General features: G+C 58.5%; 15 protein-coding genes. 7 read left to right on the top strand and 8 right to left on the bottom strand.

The features are described 5' to 3' along the window. Window positions 1-17 precede the first annotated feature (17 nt). Window positions 18-539, bottom strand: a complete 522-nt coding sequence (gloA, locus tag ACA067_RS16640) for a lactoylglutathione lyase (protein WP_497457591.1) — start codon at window positions 537-539, stop codon at window positions 18-20. Window positions 540-677: 138 nt separating this feature from the next. Here gloA and ACA067_RS16635 point away from each other — a divergent pair, with 138 nt between their 5' ends. Next, entirely contained in the window at window positions 678-1,202 is a 525-nt protein-coding gene (locus ACA067_RS16635) for a DUF4946 domain-containing protein (protein WP_497457590.1), read from the top strand. Window positions 1,203-1,375: 173 nt separating this feature from the next. Here ACA067_RS16635 and ACA067_RS16630 read toward each other — a convergent pair whose 3' ends face one another. Together ACA067_RS16630 and ACA067_RS16625 are read right to left on the bottom strand one after the other, a co-directional pair. Continuing rightward, a complete protein-coding gene (locus ACA067_RS16630; protein WP_497457589.1) occupies window positions 1,376-1,741 on the bottom strand; it encodes a histone-like nucleoid-structuring protein, MvaT/MvaU family in 366 nt (121 codons plus the stop codon). A gap of 233 nt (window positions 1,742-1,974) precedes the next feature. Continuing rightward, window positions 1,975-3,510: an EAL domain-containing protein gene (locus ACA067_RS16625; protein ID WP_497457588.1), complete on the bottom strand. Its 1,536-nt coding sequence runs from the start codon at window positions 3,508-3,510 to the stop codon at window positions 1,975-1,977. Between the two features lie 469 nt (window positions 3,511-3,979). Between ACA067_RS16625 and hppD the strand changes: the two genes are divergently transcribed. Then, entirely contained in the window at window positions 3,980-5,056 is a 1,077-nt protein-coding gene (hppD, locus tag ACA067_RS16620) for a 4-hydroxyphenylpyruvate dioxygenase (RefSeq protein WP_046027366.1), read from the top strand. A gap of 125 nt (window positions 5,057-5,181) precedes the next feature. Here hppD and rarD read toward each other — a convergent pair whose 3' ends face one another. Together rarD and ACA067_RS16610 are read right to left on the bottom strand one after the other, a co-directional pair. Next, on the bottom strand, window positions 5,182-6,063 hold the full coding sequence (gene rarD / locus ACA067_RS16615) for an EamA family transporter RarD (protein WP_497457587.1): 882 nt from the start codon (window positions 6,061-6,063) through the stop codon (window positions 5,182-5,184). Window positions 6,064-6,321: 258 nt separating this feature from the next. Then, complete coding sequence (locus ACA067_RS16610) at window positions 6,322-7,335, bottom strand: aldo/keto reductase (protein WP_497457586.1); 1,014 nt, start codon at window positions 7,333-7,335, stop codon at window positions 6,322-6,324. A gap of 304 nt (window positions 7,336-7,639) precedes the next feature. Here ACA067_RS16610 and ACA067_RS16605 point away from each other — a divergent pair, with 304 nt between their 5' ends. From ACA067_RS16605 to ACA067_RS16585, 5 genes are all read left to right on the top strand, one after another. Beyond that, window positions 7,640-8,764 carry a sugar diacid recognition domain-containing protein gene (locus ACA067_RS16605; RefSeq protein WP_497457585.1) on the top strand — a complete coding sequence of 375 codons (1,125 nt, stop codon included), beginning with the start codon at window positions 7,640-7,642 and terminating at the stop codon, window positions 8,762-8,764. Window positions 8,765-9,077: 313 nt separating this feature from the next. Continuing rightward, a complete protein-coding gene (locus ACA067_RS16600) occupies window positions 9,078-10,220 on the top strand; it encodes a glycerate kinase (RefSeq protein WP_497457584.1) in 1,143 nt (380 codons plus the stop codon). A 290-nt stretch (window positions 10,221-10,510) separates the two neighbouring features. After that, on the top strand, window positions 10,511-12,541 hold the full coding sequence (locus ACA067_RS16595; RefSeq protein WP_497457583.1) for a hypothetical protein: 2,031 nt from the start codon (window positions 10,511-10,513) through the stop codon (window positions 12,539-12,541). A 239-nt stretch (window positions 12,542-12,780) separates the two neighbouring features. After that, window positions 12,781-15,003, top strand: a complete 2,223-nt coding sequence (locus ACA067_RS16590; protein ID WP_497457582.1) for an autotransporter outer membrane beta-barrel domain-containing protein — start codon at window positions 12,781-12,783, stop codon at window positions 15,001-15,003. 132 nt (window positions 15,004-15,135) lie between these two features. After that, a complete protein-coding gene (locus ACA067_RS16585) occupies window positions 15,136-16,587 on the top strand; it encodes a hypothetical protein (protein ID WP_497457581.1) in 1,452 nt (483 codons plus the stop codon). Between the two features lie 79 nt (window positions 16,588-16,666). Here ACA067_RS16585 and ACA067_RS16580 read toward each other — a convergent pair whose 3' ends face one another. Genes ACA067_RS16580 through ACA067_RS16570 form a run of 3 tightly spaced genes read right to left on the bottom strand, consistent with a single transcriptional unit; the run spans window position 16,667 to window position 21,133 of the window. Next, window positions 16,667-17,821: a fimbrial protein gene (locus tag ACA067_RS16580; protein ID WP_497457580.1), complete on the bottom strand. Its 1,155-nt coding sequence runs from the start codon at window positions 17,819-17,821 to the stop codon at window positions 16,667-16,669. Then, a complete protein-coding gene (locus ACA067_RS16575; protein ID WP_497457579.1) occupies window positions 17,812-20,340 on the bottom strand; it encodes a fimbria/pilus outer membrane usher protein in 2,529 nt (842 codons plus the stop codon). Before ACA067_RS16575 ends, ACA067_RS16580 begins: the two co-directional genes overlap by 10 nt. A 37-nt stretch (window positions 20,341-20,377) precedes the next feature. Beyond that, the gene (locus ACA067_RS16570; RefSeq protein WP_497457578.1) at window positions 20,378-21,133 is read right to left on the bottom strand and encodes a fimbrial biogenesis chaperone; all 756 of its coding nucleotides are present in this window, start codon (window positions 21,131-21,133) and stop codon (window positions 20,378-20,380) included. Window positions 21,134-21,215 lie beyond the last annotated feature (82 nt).

Raw genomic sequence — 21,215 nt, 5'->3', positions numbered from 1 at the left:
ACGATCAGCGTCGTACATCAGAGCGGGGCGGGCTGGATGATTTCGACCCAGTAAGCATCCGGGTCCTTGATGAAAGCCAGGCTCTTCATGCGGCCGTCGTTCAGGCGTTTCTGGAAATCGCAGCCCAGTGCTTCAAAGCGCTCGCAGGCGGCGACGATGTCCGGCACCGAGATGCAGATGTGGCCGAAACCGCGCGGGTCGGTGTTGCCGTTGTGGTAGGCGAAATCCGCGTCGTTTTCGGTGCCGTGGTTGTGGGTCAGTTCGAGAATGCCGGGGATCGATTTCATCCATTCGGTGCGCGCCGCGGCGTCGGCCGGGATCTGGTCTTTATCGACCAGCGCCAGGAAGTACAGGCTGAATTCGGCTTCCGGGAAGTCGCGCTTTTCCACCAGCGAGAAACCCAGGACGCGGGTGTAGAAATCCAGGGATCTGGTGATGTCCTTGACCCGTAGCATGGTGTGGTTGAAGACGAACTTGTGGGTCGCGGTATCAGGCTGGGCGGTCACGCCGGGGAAGGTGTTCAATTCGTGCAGGCTCATGGGCCCTCCGGACAATAAGTGGGGCTAGCGAATGGCGACCATGATACGCAAGGGCGTGGGCATCACCAAATTTCGGCTATTGCCTGACCGGCGGGCGAGGCTCAGACTTTACGGTTCAACCCCTGAGTATTCATTGCAATGATTCGATTCTGTCCATCGATCTTCGTCCTGCTGAGTGTGCTCTCGGCTTCGGCCACTGCTCACGCCGATGCGCCAGTCGTGACCTGGCCCGACGGCTGGCAAGTCGAAGCCGTCCCGCAAGATCCAGCCAATGCCCAGGTATCGCGCCAGCGCGCGGTGAAAAACGATCAAGGCGGCACGCCGGTGATGGTGATGGAGTTGACCATGACCCAAGTGCCAACTGGTCATCAGGTGAATCTGCAGGGCGTGTTGCTGGAGATGCGCAAGTCGGTGCAGAAAGACTTCTTTCAAGGCGGCTATCAAAGTGTCTGCAACAAGATTCACCCCACTCGTTTGAGCCGCCTCGAAGCGCTGGAAACTACCTGCACCATCACCCAGAACGGTCGTCATGTGCTGTCTCAAACATTGGTGGCGGCCGTGGATGCCGATAAGGCCTATGTTTTTTCCTCCGCGGGGCAGGCTGAGGTTTATAAGGCAAGTCAGGGCGAGATAGACGCTGCCCGTAACAGCTTGAAACTTTAGTTGAAGATTTCAATGTGCTGCAGTCCAGGGTCCCGGTGCACATTTTTAGATGCCCGGAGGGATTAAGCCTGAAGTAGTCGGCAAGTAGCGATTGATCGGCGCCAATCGTTGCAGTTGGACGGCGCCCATGAAAAAGCCCTGCATTGGCAGGGCTTTTTTATTACCACGCGTACTTAACCACGCAGCCAGGAATCCACGGTGTCAACACCGTATTGTTCCTTCCAGGCTTTCAGGCCACGGTGGTTGCCACCCTTGGTTTCAATCAGTTCACCGGTGTGCGGATTCTGATAGACCTTGACCACGCGAGCGCGGCGGGTTTTAGGCGCTGTGGCCTGTTGCAGACCGGATTTGCCCAGGTTCGGATCGAGAATGGCGATGACGTCGCGCAGGCTCTTGCCATAGGTTTTCATCAGCCCCTGGAGCTTTTCTTCGAATTCGATTTCTTTCTTGAGCCCGGCATCGTTCTTCAGGGTTTCCAGCTGCTTGAGCTGTTCCTGAAGGGCCTTTTCAGCTGCACGAAATTCAGCGAGTCTGGACAATATCTTTACTCCAATAGTGTATTTGGCTGATACCAACCGCAAACAAGGCTATAAGCCAAGCGCCTTGTAGCGACTCGGTGATAATGGCTCACCTGCCAATCTTGCGCAGGCATGAAAAATTGTAGTAGTTAATGGGACAAGAGTAAATCCTGTCTTTTTTTTCATGTAACTACACTAGTCTTTTGATTCAGTTGGGTGCGCGATCGCTCTGTCTCGTCGCTTCAAGCCGTTAGTTAATGATGACTTAATGCGTTAATGAACTCTGCGCCGGGCATTGGCCGGCCGTACAGATAACCTTGCAGGAAGTTCACGCCGTGGGCGGTCAGGTAATCACTTTGCTCCGCGGTTTCCACACCTTCGGCGACGATGGCCAGATCAAGCTTGGCCGAGAGTTCGATGATGGTGTCGAGAATATGCCGGGAGAGGGCATCGACACCGATCATGGCAACAAAGCTTTGGTCGATTTTCAGAAAATCCACATTGAATTGTCGCAGGTAACCCAGGCTTGAGTGGCCGGTACCAAAGTCGTCGATCGCGATCAACACGCCGAGCTCGTGCAGCTGTTCGAACAGTTGATGGGCCATGGCCGTGGGCTCGATGAGTTCGCGCTCGGTCAACTCCAGCACCAGGCTGATTGAGCCCGGTGCGAAGGCCTTGATGAACTCGCGACAATCCTCGACCAGATCCAGGTCCTTGCAGTGGCTGGCGGTGATGTTGATGCCAATGTGAAACGGCTCTTTGAACGACGAGGACAGGGGGCCCAGCAACGCGGCGGTCTGTTGCATCAATGAGCGGGTCATCGGCACGATCAGCCCGGAGTACTCGGCAAACGGGATGAACAGGTCCGGGCGCACCAGGCCTTCCTTCGGATGGTTCCAGCGCATCAATACTTCGCAGCCGGACCATTGCTTGCTGCCGCCATGGACCACCGGCTGAAAGTAGGGAATGAACTCCGCGGCTTCCATCGCGCGCTGCATTTCATGGCTGGGTGACATGGCGCGCCTTTGCAGGAAATGCCCGATCGAACCGGACACCACGCCGAAAAAGATCAGCAAACTGAACAGTGGCGGATACTCGCTTTTCATATAGCGCCAGGTTTCGCCCTCGGGGAAACCGGCTGCCACGGTAAAAGCGTATCGCGAGGAGGTCAGTTCGCTTTGCGCCACCGGAAAGACGGGTAGGGCACCGTCATGAAACCGGCCATCGGCGGACAACCAATTGGCGCCCACCTGCAATACCAGCAAGGTCTTGCGGTCGATCAGGCGCAGTACGTTACTCAGGTGATAGCCGTCCAGGTTGCTCATGGCCCCCTGTTTACCTGCGTTGAGTCGATACATCAGCACTGCGCTATCCGGCGTGACCAGGTTGCCCTTCATCAGCACCAGCCGGCCTTTGCTGTAGTCGCCGGCCGCGATCTTTTCCTGATAGTCGCCGAACAGGGAACTGCAATAAAGGGTGTTGTCCCACACCAGGCTGGTCGAGCGCACGAAGGGGCGGCGGGTGACCTGTTCGCGCAGGGCCAGATTGACATCGAGGCAGCGTTGGCCCGCCAGCGGCAGCAACTCGCGCGCGGCCTCGGCGGTGTTGTCGAACATCAGGTCGAACTGGCGCACGGCTTCTTCCGCCGTCAGCCGGGTACTTTGTTGCAGTGTGCGTTCGGCCTGCACATAGAGAATGGCGACCCCCAGCAGTACCGGGAGAAAACCGCTCAAGACGGTCACGGCAATCCTGATCCCGCGTTTGCGGCGGGTTTTGACGTTCAGTGGCATTCGTGGAACCTGTAACGGTGAAAGAGGGCTCTCAAATGCTGGCAGGACGACGATTCGCCTCCCAAAAAGAGTTCAGGTAACGGGCATGATAGATCGACTCGAGGGCTTTTGCCGATCAACGGTAGTCCAGGCCCGTGGCTGACTTGATGAAAGCCAGTGCCGCTGGTGGGGATTACTGTGCAACAAACCCCTTGCGCGAGCAGGGAAAAAGGGGATTTGATACAGAAGGCGGACAAATTGATTTACGCTGTGTAGAATCGGGTTACGCATATAAGAATAATCGTCTTCTGGCAGCAGAAGCCTCGCCCGTCATAGCCTTGGGTCGACAATGAAGATATTTGGGTTTCAATTGATCTACGGTGACTTCCTCGCCCGCAGCGTGCGGGGCATCTCCTGCGCGCCACCCGCCGGTCTCAGCATTGCCAGCAACTAACGATCCGTTACTTGAAAAAATGATGAGGCGTCAACCATGGCAGATTTATACGAAAACCCGATGGGCCTGATGGGCTTTGAATTCATCGAATTCGCATCGCCAACCCCCAACACCCTGGAGCCGATCTTCCAGATCATGGGCTTCACCAAGGTGGCGACCCACCGCTCCAAAGACGTGCACCTGTATCGCCAGGGCGCGATCAACCTGATCCTCAACAACGAACCCAACAGCGTCGCCTCGTACTTCGCGGCCGAACACGGCCCGTCGGTGTGCGGCATGGCCTTCCGCGTCAAGGATTCGCAAAAGGCCTACAAGCGGGCCCTGGAACTCGGCGCCCAGCCGATTCACATTGAAACCGGGCCGATGGAGCTGCACCTGCCGGCGATCAAAGGCATCGGCGGTGCGCCGTTGTACCTGATCGACCGTTTCGGCGAAGGCAGTTCGATCTACGACATCGACTTCGTGTTCATCGAAGGCGTTGACCGCAACCCGGTCGGGGCTGGCCTGAAGATCATCGATCACCTGACCCACAACGTGTACCGCGGGCGCATGGCCTATTGGGCCAACTTCTACGAGAAGCTGTTCAACTTCCGCGAGATCCGCTACTTCGACATCAAGGGCGAATACACCGGACTGACCTCCAAGGCGATGACCGCGCCGGACGGCATGATCCGCATTCCGTTGAACGAAGAATCGTCCAAGGGCGCCGGGCAGATCGAAGAGTTCCTGATGCAGTTCAACGGTGAGGGCATCCAGCACGTGGCCTTCCTCAGCGAGGACCTGATCAAGACCTGGGATCACTTGAAAAGCATCGGCATGCGCTTCATGACCGCGCCGCCGGAAACCTACTACGAGATGCTCGAAGGCCGTTTGCCGAACCACGGCGAGCCGGTCAACGAACTGCAGGCGCGCGGCATTTTGCTGGACGGTTCGTCCGAGTCGGGCGACAAGCGCCTGCTGTTGCAGATCTTCTCGGAAACCCTGATGGGCCCGGTGTTCTTCGAATTCATCCAGCGTAAAGGTGACGATGGTTTCGGTGAAGGCAACTTCAAGGCGCTGTTCGAATCGATCGAGCGTGATCAGGTTCGTCGGGGTGTGCTGTCCACCGACTAACCCGGCGCCGCTGTAAAAACTGTGGGAGCGAGCCTGCTCGCGAAGACGGAGTATCAGTCAACATCAACGTTGTCTGACACTCTGCTTTCGCGAGCAGGCTCGCTCCCACATTGTTTTGTGTGTCGTTAAGGTCTGCGGTTACGGACCATATGCTTGAACCCTTCAAACACCAACACAACCACCGCCAGCCAGATCGGAATGTAGGTCAGCCACTCCCCGGGCTTGATGCTTTCCCCCAGCAACAACGCCACCCCGAGCAACAGTACCGGCTCGACATAGCTCAACAACCCGAACAGGCTGAACGGCAGCAACCGGCTGGCGATGATGTAGACCACCAGCGCCGAAGCACTGATCACCCCGAGCAACGGGATCAGCAGCGACAGCCATGGATGTTGATCGAACACGCCGAAGCCTTGTTCGCCGCTTTGAACGAACCACAGCGCCACCGGCAGCATCAGGGCCATGTCCATCCACAAGCCGCCGAGGTTGTCGGTCGCCAGGCGCTTGCGCAGGATGAAGTAGAGCGGATAACCGACGACCACCAGCAAGGTCGCCCAGGAAAAACCGCCGACCTGATACAACTCGTTGAGCACGCCAAGGGACGCGAAGAATACCGCCACCTTTTGCAGGTAAGACAAGCGCTCGCCATAGGCGAACCGCCCGGTCAGGACCATGGACAGCGGCAACAGGAAGTAGCCCAGAGACACGTCGAGGCTATAGCCGTTGAGCGGCGCCCACATGAACAGCCAGAGTTGCAGGCCAAGCAGCATTGCCGAAAGGAGCATGCCGGCGAGCAATTTCGGTTGGCCGACCAGCCGCCGAAAGAGGGCGATCACCCGTTTCCATTCGCCGGAGATCACCATGAACACGGTCATGCAGGGCAGGGTCAGCAGCATGCGCCAGCCGAAGATTTCCACGCCGCTCAGGGGTGAGAGCAGCGAGGTGAAGTAATACATGACGGCAAACAGCACCGAGGCCGAGACCGATAAAGCGATACCTTTAGACAAACTGCCCTCGCGAAGTTGGACATGAAACGGGGCGCAGAGGATACGTGGTTTTCCAGCCGAATATTGACCAGATGATCAGCACATATCGAATAATGTGGGAGCGGGCTTGCTCGCGAAAGCGGTATGACATTCAACATTGAAGTTGCCTGATACACCGCCTTCGCGAGCAAGCTCGCTCCTACAGGGGATCCGAGTCGAAGCATGGTCGGATGATCAACACCCAAACCCTTGTGGGAGCGAGCCTGCTCGCGAAGGATCTCAAGCCATACGCGGTTTGCGCCCGGACACAAAATGGCTCACATCATTAAACCCCGGTGTCGATGCATGCCCCGGCGTCACCAGCGAATCGATAAAGGCTTCATCCTCAACCGTGATCTTCACCGCCTGCGCCTTGGTGTAGGCATCCCATTGTTCTTCAGTGCGCGGGCCAACGATGGCCGAGGTGACAGCGCTGTTGTTCAGCACCCAGGCAATCGCAAATTCGACAATCCCCAAACCGCGCCCTTGGGTGTACTGCTGGATCTGCTGGGCGATACGCAGGGATTCAACCCGCCACTCGGTTTCCAGAATGCGTTTGTCTGCACGTCCGGCACGGCTGTTGGCGTCGGGCTTCACATCCGGCGCGTACTTGCCGCTGAGCACCCCACGCGCCAACGGGCTGTAAGGCACCACGCCCAGGCCATAGTTATGCGCGGCGGTGATCTGCTCGGCTTCGGCCTGGCGGTTGACGATGTTGTACAGCGGCTGGCTGATCACCGGCCGGTCGACGCCCAGTTTATCGGCCACGCGGATGACTTCAGCGATACGCCAGCCGCGGTAGTTCGACAGGCCCCAGTAGCGGATCTTGCCCTGGCGAATCAGGTCGCCGATGGCCGACACCGTGACCTCCAGCGGCGTGTTGTGATCCTCGCGGTGCAGGTAATAGATGTCGAGGTAATCGGTACCCAGGCGGGTCAGGCTGGCATCAATGCCATTGAAAATATGCTTGCGGCTCAAGCCGCTGCGGTTCGGCACACCGTCCACCGGTCCGAAACCGACCTTGGTTGCGAGCACCCATTCCTGACGGCGACTGGCGATGGCTTCGCCGACGATTTCTTCAGAGCGACCGTGGGTGTAGACGTCGGCGGTGTCGATGAAGTTGATGCCCTGATCCCAGGCCTTGTCGATGATCCGCAGGGAATCTTCGGTGCTGGTCTGTTCGCCGAACATCATGGTGCCCAGGGTCAGGGTCGACACCTGCAGACCCGAATGACCCAGCGTGCGGTAGCTCATGACGAAATCCTTTTACCAGTGGGAAGGGCCCAATCAAATACCAGAACAACCCCATGGATCAAACTGAAATATCGAATACCCGGACACAAAAAGTGGGAGCGAGCCTGCTCGCGAAGGCGCAGGGTCAGCGACATATAGAGTGACTGACCCGGCGCCTTCGCGAGCAGGCTCGCTCCCACAGGGGATTGGTGCCAGGCCCGAAGGGGGCGGGACTCTCTTTATTATGATTTTTTGCGAAGCGAGGGTAACGTTGATCGCCGGGTGAATCTCGGCCAGCCCCATCCCGCTTTCAAGGATCCTCACTATGTTCGAACTCGATCACGACCTGGCCCAGGACATCGTCGACCGGGCAATGGCCATCCTGCCGTACAACGTCAACGTCATGGACAGCCAGGGGCTGATCCTCGGCAGCGGCGAACCGGAGCGGGTCAACACCCGCCATGAGGGCGCGCAACTGGTGTTGGCCAATGCTCGGGTGGTGGAGATCGACGCCCAGACCGCGATGCATCTCAAAGGCGTGCAGCCGGGCATCAACTTGCCGCTGCTGCTCGACCAGCGCCTGATCGGCGTGCTGGGCATCACCGGCGAACCGGAGCAATTGCGTACCTACGCCGAACTGGTACGCATGACCGCCGAGATGCTGGTCGCCCAACGCAATCAACAGGCCGAGCAGCAATGGCGGCGCCAGCGTTGCGATGACCTGCTGGCGCTGTTGCTCAGCGAGGCCGGGGATTCGCCGCGACTGATCGACGAAGCACAACAACTGGGGCTCAAGCCACAGATGAACCGGGTGCCCTATCTGTTCGAGTTGGGGGCGGAGCAGGGGCCGGGGCACACCGTCGAAGCGCTCAGCGGCTGGCTGACCTCGCGCTACCCGGACAGTTGGTGCATGAGCTCGGCCAAGTCCTCATTGCTGTGGTGCCGACCGGCCAGCCAGGTAGTCGAGAACGCGCGGCTGCTGGAAAAACTCGACGGCCTCGGCTGGAACATCCTGCGCATTGCGGTGGGCGGGCAGGCCGATGAGTTGTCCGGTTTGCGCCGCGGCTATCGACGGGTCGGGGACTTGCTGGCCTACGGGCGCGACGTAGTGCCCCGAACCCGTTTGCTGACGTTGAACCGCTATCGACTGCCAGTGATGCTCTGGCGTCATCGCAACGACGATGCGCTGGACGAACTGCTCAAGCCCCTGCGCAAAGTCATCGCCAAGGACGGCAACGGCCAGCTGCTGGCCACCTTGCGCAGCTGGTGCGACCACGACGGCCAGAGCCAGGCCTGCGCCGATGCACTGGGCATTCACCGCAATAGTTTGCGTTACCGGATGGAACGCATCGCCGAACTCAGCGGCGTCGACCCCTTGCGGCTGGACGGCATGCTTGCGCTTTATCTGGGTGTTCAGCTATTGCCACAGAGCGATGTGCCTGGAGGATGACACCTGACAAGGAGCATGGCTTGTCGGCGATGGCGATCACAAGTACGCCTTCGCGAGCAGGCTCGCTCCCACAGGGGGGCTGCATTGCACAAAAAATCTGTGCTCCACTACGGAACACTGTGGGAGCGAGCCTGCTCGCGAAGGCGGCGGCACATTCAACATCGATGTCGCCTGTCAGGTCTCGATGGCGAGCAGCCTCGGCCACAGGTTTTTGTGGAAATGAACAATAATCCACAGTGCCGATCGTGCAGCGGACCGGCGTTTTTGTTCCAGAGCGCTGGCAGCATGAGGGCACTGGAACTGGAGAACTCCCATGAAAATCGTCATCGCCCCCGATTCGTTCAAGGACAGCCTCAGCGCCCAAGGTGTGGCTGACGCCATTGCCCTCGGCCTGACAGACGTCTGGCCCGATGCACAGCTGGTCAAATGCCCGATGGCCGACGGCGGGGAGGGCACGATTGAGTCAGTCCTGGCCGCGTGCAATGGAGAACTTCGCCACGCTGATGTTCGCGGGCCGCTGGGCGCAACGGTCAAGGCCGCCTGGGGTTGGCTGCCCCACAGCCACACCGCGATCATCGAAATGGCCGAGGCCAGTGGATTGCAGTTGGTACCGGTCGATCAGCGCGACGCGTGCATCAGCGGCACCTTCGGCACGGGCGAGCTGATTCGAGCGGCACTGGACGCAGGAGCGCAGCGGGTGATCCTGGCGATTGGCGGCAGTGCTACCAATGACGGCGGCGCCGGAGCGATGCAAGCCTTGGGAGTGAAGCTGCTCGACGCACAGGGCAAGGAACTCGTACCCGGTGGTTTGGCGCTCCAACAACTGGCCCGCATCGACCTGAGCGACATCGATCCACGTCTGGCCAAGGTGCGCTTCGACATCGCCGCCGACGTCAACAATCCACTGTGCGGACCCCACGGTGCCTCAGCGATTTTCGGCCCGCAAAAAGGCGCCACGCCCGGGCAGGTCCAGCAACTGGATCAGGCCCTTGGGCACTTTGCCGAGCTCTGTGGGCAAGCCCTGAACAAAGACGTACGCGACGAACCGGGTAGCGGTGCGGCAGGTGGTCTTGGATTTGCCGCCAAAGCGTTTTTGGGAGCGCAGTTCCAGGCCGGGGTTGAAGTGGTCGCCGAACTGGTCGGCCTGGCCGATGCGGTCAAAAACGCCGATCTGGTGATTACCGGCGAAGGCCGTTTCGATGGGCAGACCCTGCGCGGTAAAACGCCATTCGGCGTCGCGCTGATCGCCAGACAGCACGGTGTGCCGGTGATCGTCATCGCCGGCACCCTGGGCGATGGCTACGAGCAGATGTACTTACATGGGGTAGGCGCGGCATTTGCCCTGCCGTCAGGGCCAACCAGCTTGGCGCGGGCCTGCGGCGATGCACCGAGATTGTTGCGCGAGCGGGCAGGTGACATTGCCCGGGTCTGGCGACTGGCCACCGGTCAAGGATAAGCCGTCTCTTGCACACGGACAATCAGGATCACCGGTGAGGCCAGGCACCGTGGGTTTTTCGGTCTGTGTCGCGTGACAGTTCTGCCCTGAACGACACACTGTATATATTCCCACCTGTCAACTCTGACAGTTTCGCTTTTTTTTCCGCAAGCGCTTAATTCGCCCAGGGTCGGATCGGCCTGCTGCGCGGCGGGTTTTCCTTGGCTTGTATTCCAGCGCGCAAGCGGTTGATTGGCTGCACAGCCATAGCACTGCTTATGGTTCAAATGGTGTGACAGGAGGAAGGGAGCATGGCGAACGTACAAGGGCAACGTCAGCAACAACCGGCGAGCAGTGACTATCTGACAATGCGCGCCGAGCATCGAGTCAAGCTGGCCGATCTGGTGATCGAAATCGACGACAAATACTTCGCGGACAAGCCCGGTGGTCTTCTCAACGGTCCAAGCCTCAAAGAGGGGCTGACGGTGAGTATCCCGAAGTGGTTGATCCTGCCTCCACCGGAAGAGCCGGAAACGGTTATCCTCAAAATGGCCGTTGATTCGGGAGATTTCGACAGGGAGGTGGGAAGGCATGTGTTCACCGTTCCACCAGGAGGAACTGATTTTCCGGAAACCTTTCCTTTCCCCATGACCATCAAGGTCAATGACCTTCCGGAGGACGCCGAGATCCGGCTTCAGTACACTTATACGTCCTTCACTGGTGAGGATAATCCGTCGCAGATCACCACGCTCATTTGCGATCGGATGCCGCCGTACAAGCACTTGCCACCCAGCGCATTACAGTTTGCAGATGACTTTCTGGATGATTCCAATTTGCCGGCCGCAGGCACGCTGGAAGCTACCATCCCTGGGTATTCAGACTGGAAAGACGGCGATAAAGTCGCCATTTATCTGGTCGATGCCGCGAACATCCCCGAAGACCCGACCACTGCCGATCTGGTGTTCTTCGGCGACGTCCTCTCGGGTACCAGTGATACAACCGTAGAGATTGATGCAGATACAATCCGTGAATTTGGTGACGCCGAAGCGGTATTTATCTGCGTGTTGATCGACAAGGCACAGAACCCCAGTGCAGTGTCGATTCAGAAGCAATTGAGCCTGACCTTCGGGCTGCTGCCCGCGAACCTGCAACCACCGAAACTTCCACAAGCCGACCCCGGGCCGCTGGACAATGAGCATGTTCGACAGGGTGTGAGTGTCTGGATTGACTGGTACGACAACTACAAACGTGGTGACGAGATTCGATTGAAGTGGGGAACCACTGTCTTGAAGCCAGACTTCCCGATCCCCGACAACCCGATGCCCACTATAGAAAACCGGGTACTTCCCGCACTGCTCATGCTGCAAGAGTACGGACAAACAACGACTGGAATCAAATCGACGCCTGTCAGTTATGAAATCATTCGTAAAGGTCGGTCGTTCGGCCCGGTGTCTGACACCTTCCCCGTCAACTTTGAGGTGGCATTTCCATGGCTGCCATGGCCGCCAGTGGATTGGCCAGATCCGGTTCATCCGAGTTTGCTTGCAGGGGAAGTTACCAACCACGACGACAGCCGAACCAATCAACTGACGCGTGCCGACAAGAATGAACCCGCCAAATTCACGTTCACCTGGTACGCCGCTGCAGTGGATGGTCATGTCGTCGACTTCTTCTGGAACGGCACACGTGTGGCCGAGGCACAGGTCACTTTTGAGGGCCCGGGGCATACGCCCGGCGGCGAACTCACTGTTCAAATCCCGTGGACGTATATCAAGGATGGGGGCAACGGTCCGACAGTACCTGTGCATTACGAGGTGACAAAGGCAGGCGTGGATAATGAACTGCGTTCAGGCACCACTGAAGTGGATGTCAATGCGATCACCGTTGAGCTGCCAGCAGCAAGTTTTCCGACGTTTGCCTCGCAGCCGAATCCGAATTATCCGGCCTGTGGCGCGTTGGAGAACGATGGGGCGCTTCAGGTCGCCATCCCGGACCTTACGGGATTATTGAAAGACGGAGACGAGATCCATGTCGTGTTCACCCCGATGAGAGGAGAAGACCTGAACAAACCCGATGACCCAGCGGATTACATTATTGCTGCAGTGTTCGAGGATGACATTGAGCTGGGCACTGCCGGTCATCCTGTCACCGGGTTCACCTTCCTGGTACAGCCCCACAGCACGCATATTCATCCGCTGTATACCGAAAATGCGAATGGGCGAGGCCGGGTGAAAATTCAGTACTTCTTTAATGACGGCACTGAAGACATCGGGTCGGTGTCGCTGATTAAACGCACATCCTTCAACACCGGGACTGGTCCTTGCCCGATTCCAAGACCTTAGCGAAGTCCCGACCGTCGACATGGGTGATGTCTACGCCCATGTCGACGGTTGATTCCAGTCGTACTTGTCAGTGATTCATACAAGTGGCGGAAGAAAATCCCTGCGAGCCAAAGGATTAGTCCTACATACCTTGCGTAGGAAGTTGCTTAGCATCGCCGCCCCTTGAACGCCCAGACCTGACAGCCCGTTGCCAGATCGATGCGTTTTCACAGATAGCCGATGTACTCAGGAGCGACTCCATGCACGTCCGCCACACATTTCCTCTCACAACGCTCGGGCGAGTCATAAAGCTCGCCGCACTGACACCTTTGCTATTGATCAGCCCGGGTGCACTGGGGCAGCAGATCGTCGATGGCGCCACGATGCCTCCCAGGACCATTGATGCTTCAACCGGGCTCGATAATTTCTTGATCAGAAATGCCGGCAGTCTGACGGCGCAAGGCGCCAAAACACTGCAGATTCGAGCGGAAACAGGCTCCAGTGTCTCGCTCAATGGTACCGAGGTCACGGCACAGGCAGGGCTTAATGCCATGGAGCTGTCTGCCAGCTACGCGACCATTGCTCGCAGTCAGCTGGTCAGCAGTCAGATAGGGCTTCGCCTGTTGGAAACGGCCGCGGGGGGTGGAGCGACGGCGCGGGTCACTGATAAGAGCCAGATAATCGGCGGTCAAATGGGGGTCAATCTCAGTGCAAAGGGCCAATTGATACTTGTAGACTCCTCGGTCACTGGCAGTGACGCCAATGGTATCGGTGTAAGAAGCTTCGGCGGCCGCGTCTCGGCCACGGACAGTCGCATTGTCGGGGGCAAAAACGGTGTCAGCCTGTTCACCAACGGCAATCTTTCTCCAGACAACGCGTTGATACTTGACCACTCTGACGTTGAAGGGCTCAGTGGCTCGGCCATCATCATCGACGGTCAGACTCAGACAAACGCCGAGCGGGCGAATATCGAGGTCAACAACCAGTCCACGCTGAAGGGCGGCAACGGTGTGTTATTGGAAGTCATCAACGGGTCTTCGGCCAACTTCAAGGTCGATAACAGCCAATTGGTCGGCGATATTGTTGTCGCAGACGGTAGCCGCGCCGATGTGGTACTCGATCATTCCGCAACATTGACCGGTCGCCTGGAAAATGTTGAAAACCTGGCCGTCAACAACGATGCGCGCTGGGTGATGATCGGCGATGCAAGTGTCGAAAACCTTGCGTTGAACGGCGGGGGCGTGCAGTTCGGCAACCCGGGCGAATACTTCAAGCTGTCGGTGGGAACGCTGTCGGGTGAGGGTGGTACGTTCTACATGCACACCGATTTCAACACCGGTCAGGTCGATACCCTGACGGTCACCGGCACGGCCAGTGGCAGTCATATTCTGGCAATAGACGCCAGCGGCTCGGAACCCGTGGGTGCGGGGAGTATTCCGGTGGTTCAGATCGGAGGTGGTGACGCTCAGTTTTCCCTGCAGGGTGGTGAGGTGGACCTGGGGGCCTTCTCCTATGACCTGATCAAGCAGGGCGACAATGCCTGGCACCTGAACACCGCCTCCAGAGTCATCAGCCCAGGCACCCAATCGGTCATGGCACTGTTCAATGCCGCGCCGACAGTCTGGTATGGCGAACTCAGCACGCTGCGCAGCCGCATGGGTGAACTACGCATGAATCCGGGCAAAGCCGGCGGCTGGATTCGTGCCTATGGCAACAAATTCGATGTCAGCGCGAGCTCCGGCGTGGCGTACCAGCAAACCCAGCAAGGCCTGTCGTTCGGTGCCGACGCTCCGCTGCCGATCGGCGACGGGCAATGGCTGGTGGGCCTGCTGGGTGGTTACAGCAAATCCGATCTGAACCTGAGTCGCGGCACGACGGGTGATGTCGACAGCTACTACCTCGGTGCTTACACCACTTGGCTGGATGAGCCGAGCGGTTACTACTTCGACGGTGTACTCAAGTTCAACCGCTTCCAGAACGAATCCAGTGTGCGACTGAGCGACGGTACAAAAACCAAAGGCGATTACGACACTAACGGTGTCGGCGCCTCCCTGGAGTTTGGTCGTCATATCAAGTTGAACGACGGCTACTTTGTCGAACCCTTCACACAGTTGTCGGGTGTGATAGTGCAGGGGGCAAGTTACGACCTGGATAACGGTTTGTCCGCTGATGGCGACCGCGCCCGCTCCTTGCTCGGCAAGGCAGGCGTCACCGCCGGGCGCAATTTCGTGCTGGGTGAAGGCAAAGTGGTGCAGCCCTATCTGCGTGCTGCTTATGTGCACGAGTTCGCCGATAACAGCGACGTCGAGGTCAACAACAACAGTTTCACCACTGACCTTTCCGGTTCCCGTGGCGAGCTCGGTGCGGGTCTGGCCATGACGTTGACGGACAAGGTCGCGATCCATGCTGATTTTGATTACAGCAATGGTGACAAGATCGAGCAGCCATGGGGCGCCAATGTGGGCGTGCGTTATAGCTGGTAAACGAATGGCTTGACACCGACCGGTGGAAAGCCGGGTGCAGCCCTTGTTCAATGTGCTTTTTGTAGCGCGAGGAAGGCCAACTCCGATACTTGGGTTGGTTCTGCTTCGCGTTTTTTCCAAGGAGTGTTGCTCATGGTTACATTCAAAACCACTCAGTTGCCTGACCCGACGCTCCCTGAGCCAGAGGTGCGAGGATTACTGGACGATATAACCGGAGGGGAAACCAACCTGGTGCCCGAAGCATTGACACACAATGCCCTCAAGGTCTGGTTTACGGTGCCTGCGTTCTCTGACCCCAGTATTGCGCAGGAGCGAGTAGAGCTGTTCGTCGACGATCAGCCAACCCCCATCGCCTGGCGGACCTGGACGGCCCCCATCGAGGACTCGGACCGCTATCTTGAACTACCGCAAACCTGGCTGCGCAACAATGACGGGCAACACCGTTTGTATTACGTGACACAGATCTACAATGGTCAGAGAGACTTTTCTTTAGGTCTCGTCATAACCCTTGATACCAGGGCGCCTATGCTCGCCGCTGTCAGCAAACTGACTTTCCCTTCCGTAATCCTCCCGCCCAACAAGTTGACCGCCCGCTACCTTGAGCAGAACGGCGATCAGGTAAAGGCAGGCATACCCGGTTATACGACCCCCCGGCCCGGGGATCGCATTACATGGTTTTGGGGAACACGCACTGATGACTTCAACAAGGGCGGTGTCATTGATCTTGACCATCAAAACCATGATCTCCCCTTGGAGCTCATCGTTAACAAGCAACTGATTGTGGACAGGGGCAAGGGCGATCGTTATGTGTCGTATCAAGTGCTCGACCGTGCAGGTAATCAAAGCGCGTATTCGATAGCTGAAAAGCTGGAGGTCGACGTCACACCGCGCACCTTTGCACCGTCAAAGGTCAAGGAAGCTTCGGGGGGCGCCTCGAGTGGCACGCTGACCCCCAGCAAGGGAGTCAGCGGCGTGACGGTCACCATCCCGCCCGAAGCGATCATTTACGATGACGAGGACGTCTACGTGCAATGGGCCGAGCCGGACACTGTCGGTGCTTTTCGAACCAATACGCCGGTATCGCAAGATTCCAGAGAGTACAGGATACCGAAAGACAAGATTGCCCAACACCTGGGCAAGACCTTGCCGGTGTATTACGAGGTGTTTGAACCCGGGGTGGTGAAGCCGCATGAGTCGGGCAGATACAGTTTGCGGATCGAAGACCTGACCGGCTTGCCGACCGTGCAATGCAACAGGGTATCTGGCGGCAGCCTGAGTCTGGCAAGCCTGACAACCGGATTCGCCGACTTCACGCTTGGAAGCTGGACCTTCATGGCCACCGACCAGTACCTCACCGTCTGGGTAGAAGGCGTGGACACTAACACTCAAAGACTGGAGATCCCCGTCCTCACGGAGTACCAGGTTCCAGCGGTAGCATCCACAATCCCCGTCGGGAGAATTTCCAAGGTTGATCTGCAACGTTTCAAGCTTGGTACAGGCATTGAAGTGGCGGTTAAGGTGAGCTTCGACAACAAGCAGACCTGGAAGTCTTTTCCTAGATTGAAACCGACACTGGTTGCTTGAGGACGGGTGGCGGGATCAGCGGGTTTGCCGGTAATGGCAAACCCGTTTTTTTTTGGAATCAGCGTCAACGACTTCAGGCTTATTTGTAGGAAAGGGTAAAGTTCAACGCACCCTTGGCCAAGCCTGGGCGCACCGCGGTGGCGGGCTCGGTCTGGTAGAAGCGGGCACTGAGATCCAGCAGCGTGATACCTGGCGAAATCGGGGTCAAGGGCACTGCGGTGCCGAGCTCCAGTGGCGCGCCGTCAGCTTTCAAGACCTGGATACCCATCCCTTTGGCGTCCGAGTCGGATGTCAGGCTGAAAATGCCATCGGTTGGGGGGCCGATGGGAACCGACCCGAGGATGCCGTCGAGGCGGATATTGGCCATCGCGATGAATCCTGCACCCGTATCGGTCTCGCATCGGCTCAACTTGATGGTGAAGGGCACTGGATTGGTGGCGTAGCCCGGCCCGGTGAAGTCAGCGGTGTCCCAGTTGCCAAGCGGCACAGGGTCGGCGCTGACCACATCGGCGCCGACGCTGCATTGGGCTGCAATGATGGTGCCGGTTATTCCATATCCGAACGCTTTGCCCAGATCGGTGAAATGCCCACTGAACAGTTCGCTACCATCCAGTGTATCGGCCCCGGGTGTCAAAGGGCCGGTTTTCACCAGCGTGATCTGATTGGACAGGTTGCCAAGCCTGATGGCTGTCAGCAGGTATTTGTCGTTGTACCCGTCATAGGGCACGGTAGCAGGGCCGCCGATGGGGATAAAGACGTTGGGGGCGCTTCCGGTTACCGTGAGTGGAAAGCCCAGTTTTATTCGCACACCTACGCCGGGAATGTTGGTTTGCAGTACTTTGCCGGTAACGTCCTCACCCGTGCTCAGTGTCAGCGGGCCTGGAAACAGCGGTGCCGTGGCACGGGCGTTGAACAGCAGATAATTAGCAAAATTGTTACTACAATTTACGATCATGCCTGCGTCGTTAGGCGTGGAATGATTCAGGTCGACACTACCGATGACGGTGCCGACGCGAGCGTCTCGAGGTACGTACAAGGTTCCAACGGATCGCTGATAGTTCATCATCGTCGGCCCACCCGCAGGAACCCATGTGCAATCGGCCGCCATCGTCAATGGAGGCAGACATCCGGCGGCCAGCAGGGCGGTGCGTAACACTCGGCGCATTGATAGTTTCATGGTGTTTCCTGATGGACGGCCATTGGTGTGTGCCGACTTCTTCATAATCAGAGGCATGTCAGTTCCTGTAATCGGTAACCTTGAGCCTGCTCCATGCTGTCAGGGTCGATACTCAACCGGCATTGCGGGGTGGTCTGCTCTGCCCAGTGAACATCGAGTGTCTGGGGTTCGCTGCTGGTGGAGAGCATCACTTGCCCGGCCTGGCCGACGATGCCCATGACGGTCCCTTTGGCGTCGCTCACTTGAGCGCCAAAAGGCAACGGTTCGCCCTGGAGGGTTCGGCCAGTAATAATCAGGCGATTGACCGTGCGTGCGGGGAAGTTGGCCTTGACCACCGCGCCACGCCTGGGCACGACCTGGGCGGAACCATTATCGATCTCCACTTCGGGGCCCAAGTCGTCGGTCTGCAACATGACTTGATTGATCCGGTAAGGTTGCATATGAGGCACCAGGGCGTAGCCATGCTTGTTGGTTTTCACGCCCGTTGCATTCATCACGCCGACTCCGGCGATGTCCGTCACTTCGATCAATGCGTTGGTTTCGCCCAGATAAGGCCCCGTCTCGACACCGCCGGCGTGTAACAGCACGGCACCGCTGGCATTGACTGAAACGCTGCGGTAATCCTGGCCCTGGGTCAGCCCCGCACCGACACTGCCAAAGGGAGCCTGGTAGCCGGCCGACAGTGCCGCCGTTTGCTGGCTGTTTTCACTGTTGCTCAGGCTGACGCGGTAATTGAGCCGGCTGTCGTCGGCGCTGCCGCCGAGGCTGGCACGCTGGCTATAGCGGTCACCGTTACTCTGGACATCGAAGGTCGCGTTAGTGGAACGACCGAAATCAAGGGGCAGCGACGCACTCAGGCCGAACTGGCGGTCGGTGCCACGGCTGCCACGCCTGTCGCTCAGTGATTGGGAGGCAGACAAGTTATAACTCACGCCTTTGAGATGGGTGTTGAAGTTGAACTGGAATTGACGTTCCTGGTAATCGCTGCGCCAGTAATCCTGTCGCGACAGGGTCAGGCTCACCGCACTGCGGGTCCCCAGATGCTGATAAATCGAAGTCTCCAGACGACTGCGTCGGCTGCCGTGGAAAGTCGAGCTGGTGCTACGTTCGCGCAGGGCTTCATCGAAATCCCGATAGCCTTCGGTCGAGTAGCGATAACCGGCGAACCGCAGGTTGGTTCTGGTCGCAAAGGATTTGCCGTATTTGAGCGCATAACTCATGCCTTGCACCGATTGCGTGTCATGGGTGTCGATGTCGGCGCTGGATCGAGTGACGTCCAGGGCCAGGGCGCCGATCGAACCCAGATCCCTGGCAATGCCCAGGTTGGCGGCACGATAGAAATCACCGGCCATCAGCCCGCCGTATAACGTCGAGCCCCAACCCGTGCCCATGGCCAGGGTGCCCTGCCAGAGCAGCGGTTCATCAAGGTTGCCCGTGGCGTTGTAACGCCCGACTGCGCCGCTGTAGCGCCATATGCCTTCACGCAACAGGTTGCCGATGGTGGCGTAGGGTTGGGTAAACCGTCGAACCTGGCCATCGGCCTCGGTCAGGACGATTTCCAGTTCACCGCCGCCGCCAACGGTGCTCAGATCATCGATTTCATAAGGGCCGGGGCTGACGTAGGTGGCATAAATCGGGTAGCCGTTCTGCAATACTTCCAGTTTGGCGCGGGTTTGCGCCACGCCGCGGATGACCGGGGCATAGCCTTGGGCGTTGTCGGACAACATGCCCAGGTCCGAGTTGATCAGCGCACCCTTGATCGGCACGCTGCGGAAGACATCGCCGCCGGTAAAGGTTTCACCCAGCGTCAGGTTCGCATGGGTGCCAGGCAGGTCGCGTTGCGCATAGTTATAGGCGCGGGCCCAGACGCGCTTGCCGTCTTCGTCCTGACGCATCGACTGGTTGCTGCGCAAGCGCCAGGGGCCGAGGTTGATGCCGCTGTTCAGGTACAGATCATCGCTGGTGCTCTTGCCGCCATAGCGACTGGTACCTTGCTGGGCCGAGACCTGGTAGTTGACGAACGCGGCGTTGATGCCGTAGTCCCAGCGTTCGGGGTCGACGCGGCCGGTGACATCGCGGCGCATGGCGATCTGTGGGATGGAGATGGCCAGCAGCAACTTGCCAGCGTCGAAGTCGATCTCGGCACCGGGAATGAGCGAGAGCAGGTCGACGCAAGGGCCACGCAATAACGTCGGGTCGGCCAGACTGTCGAGCCGCACGCCCAGCTCTTCGAGCAGTTCGGGAGAAAGGCAAGGCAATAGGCGATCACCGTCGGGGTCGAGTTCGAAGGTTATCTCGCGCTGGCCGAAATAACGCAGGTTGGCATGAATATCGACCCAGTAACGCCCCGGACCCAGATCCTGACTATGGCTCAGGGCGCGCAGGGCCAAGGCTCCGGCGTCGTCAGCATGTCCCGGACTCTGGCGCATGAACCCGCTCTGGAATTCGACGGGTTGAGAAGCCAGGGCCGGTTTGATGTGTAGCAACATGGCGCCGCTGCTACCGATGAACAGCAGGGCGAGGCGCAGACGCGAACGCACGGCCACGCCCCCGTGGTCGGGTAATGAAAAGGTCATGGTTATAGTTCCTGGCAGTTAGTGCGGGCGCACTGCCTCAAGGGGCCAGTTGAATCGGCACGGTCAATGGCACGGTGTAGCCGCCGTAGTCGTTGATCGCCGAGAACACGACCTGCAAGCCATGACTGGATTTGACGCCGTTGAGGGCGAAAGTCTGGCTGTTGAGCGGCTCGACCATGGCGGCGTTCTGAACAGCGTGGGCCTGGCCCTCGCCCATCACTTCAAGGCGGGCAAAAGACACGTGGAAGGGCGTCGGATTATTCACCACCAGGTGTGGCTGGCCTTTAAGGTCTTTGATCGACCATTGCAGGTCTTTGAGGCGTGTGACGGGGTTGTCCTTGATCTGGGCGGGGCGAAAGAACAGCTTGATGCGAGTCCGCAGCGCAATGTTCAGGACATTGCTGTCATTGGTATCGGCCTGCGGAATTTCCTGCACATTGAAATAGAACAGCGACTCGCGGTCGGTTGGCAACGTATTGGGCAAACCGTTGATCTGTACTTGCTGTTCCTTGCCCGGGTTGAGTCGAAACAAGGGCGGGGAAGGGATGAACGGCACCGCAGTGGTGGTATCGTCACTGGCTGTGTTGACCCAAGTCTGCACGGCGTACGGCCGGCTGCTGGGGTTGGTGACTATCACCGAGGTACTGCGCTTGTCGCTGCCGAACACCACGCGAGTGGCGCCGACGGTCAAAGCCGCCTGGGCGATGGGGGCGTGCACGGCCAGCATGAGCAGCGTCATGCAGGTACCCAGGACACGCCGGGAAATAACAGGTTGTGGGGTCAAGCCGTACATGGGTAATAACTCCATACGCCCGAGTGAGCGAACTGCACCCGGACGTACCGAAATGCCACTTGAGCACGACGCGATCAGCGCC

It is taken from the genome of Pseudomonas sp. LBUM1674 (genome assembly GCF_059695635.1).
Note: the sequence above shows the minus strand (reverse complement) of the source record. Positions and strands in the feature narration are given on the sequence as shown.

Coding starts and splice junctions, on each gene's coding strand:
- ACA067_RS16585 (WP_497457581.1), top strand. CDS start 15,136: ATGGTTACATTCAAAACCACTCAGTTGCCTGACCCGACGCTCCCTGAG.
- ACA067_RS16590 (WP_497457582.1), top strand. CDS start 12,781: ATGCACGTCCGCCACACATTTCCTCTCACAACGCTCGGGCGAGTCATA.
- ACA067_RS16570 (WP_497457578.1), bottom strand. CDS start 21,133: ATGTACGGCTTGACCCCACAACCTGTTATTTCCCGGCGTGTCCTGGGT.
- ACA067_RS16605 (WP_497457585.1), top strand. CDS start 7,640: ATGTTCGAACTCGATCACGACCTGGCCCAGGACATCGTCGACCGGGCA.
- hppD (WP_046027366.1), top strand. CDS start 3,980: ATGGCAGATTTATACGAAAACCCGATGGGCCTGATGGGCTTTGAATTC.
- ACA067_RS16575 (WP_497457579.1), bottom strand. CDS start 20,340: ATGACCTTTTCATTACCCGACCACGGGGGCGTGGCCGTGCGTTCGCGT.
- ACA067_RS16625 (WP_497457588.1), bottom strand. CDS start 3,510: ATGCCACTGAACGTCAAAACCCGCCGCAAACGCGGGATCAGGATTGCC.
- ACA067_RS16600 (WP_497457584.1), top strand. CDS start 9,078: ATGAAAATCGTCATCGCCCCCGATTCGTTCAAGGACAGCCTCAGCGCC.
- gloA (WP_497457591.1), bottom strand. CDS start 539: ATGAGCCTGCACGAATTGAACACCTTCCCCGGCGTGACCGCCCAGCCT.
- ACA067_RS16580 (WP_497457580.1), bottom strand. CDS start 17,821: ATGCCTCTGATTATGAAGAAGTCGGCACACACCAATGGCCGTCCATCA.
- ACA067_RS16595 (WP_497457583.1), top strand. CDS start 10,511: ATGGCGAACGTACAAGGGCAACGTCAGCAACAACCGGCGAGCAGTGAC.
- ACA067_RS16610 (WP_497457586.1), bottom strand. CDS start 7,335: ATGAGCTACCGCACGCTGGGTCATTCGGGTCTGCAGGTGTCGACCCTG.
- ACA067_RS16635 (WP_497457590.1), top strand. CDS start 678: ATGATTCGATTCTGTCCATCGATCTTCGTCCTGCTGAGTGTGCTCTCG.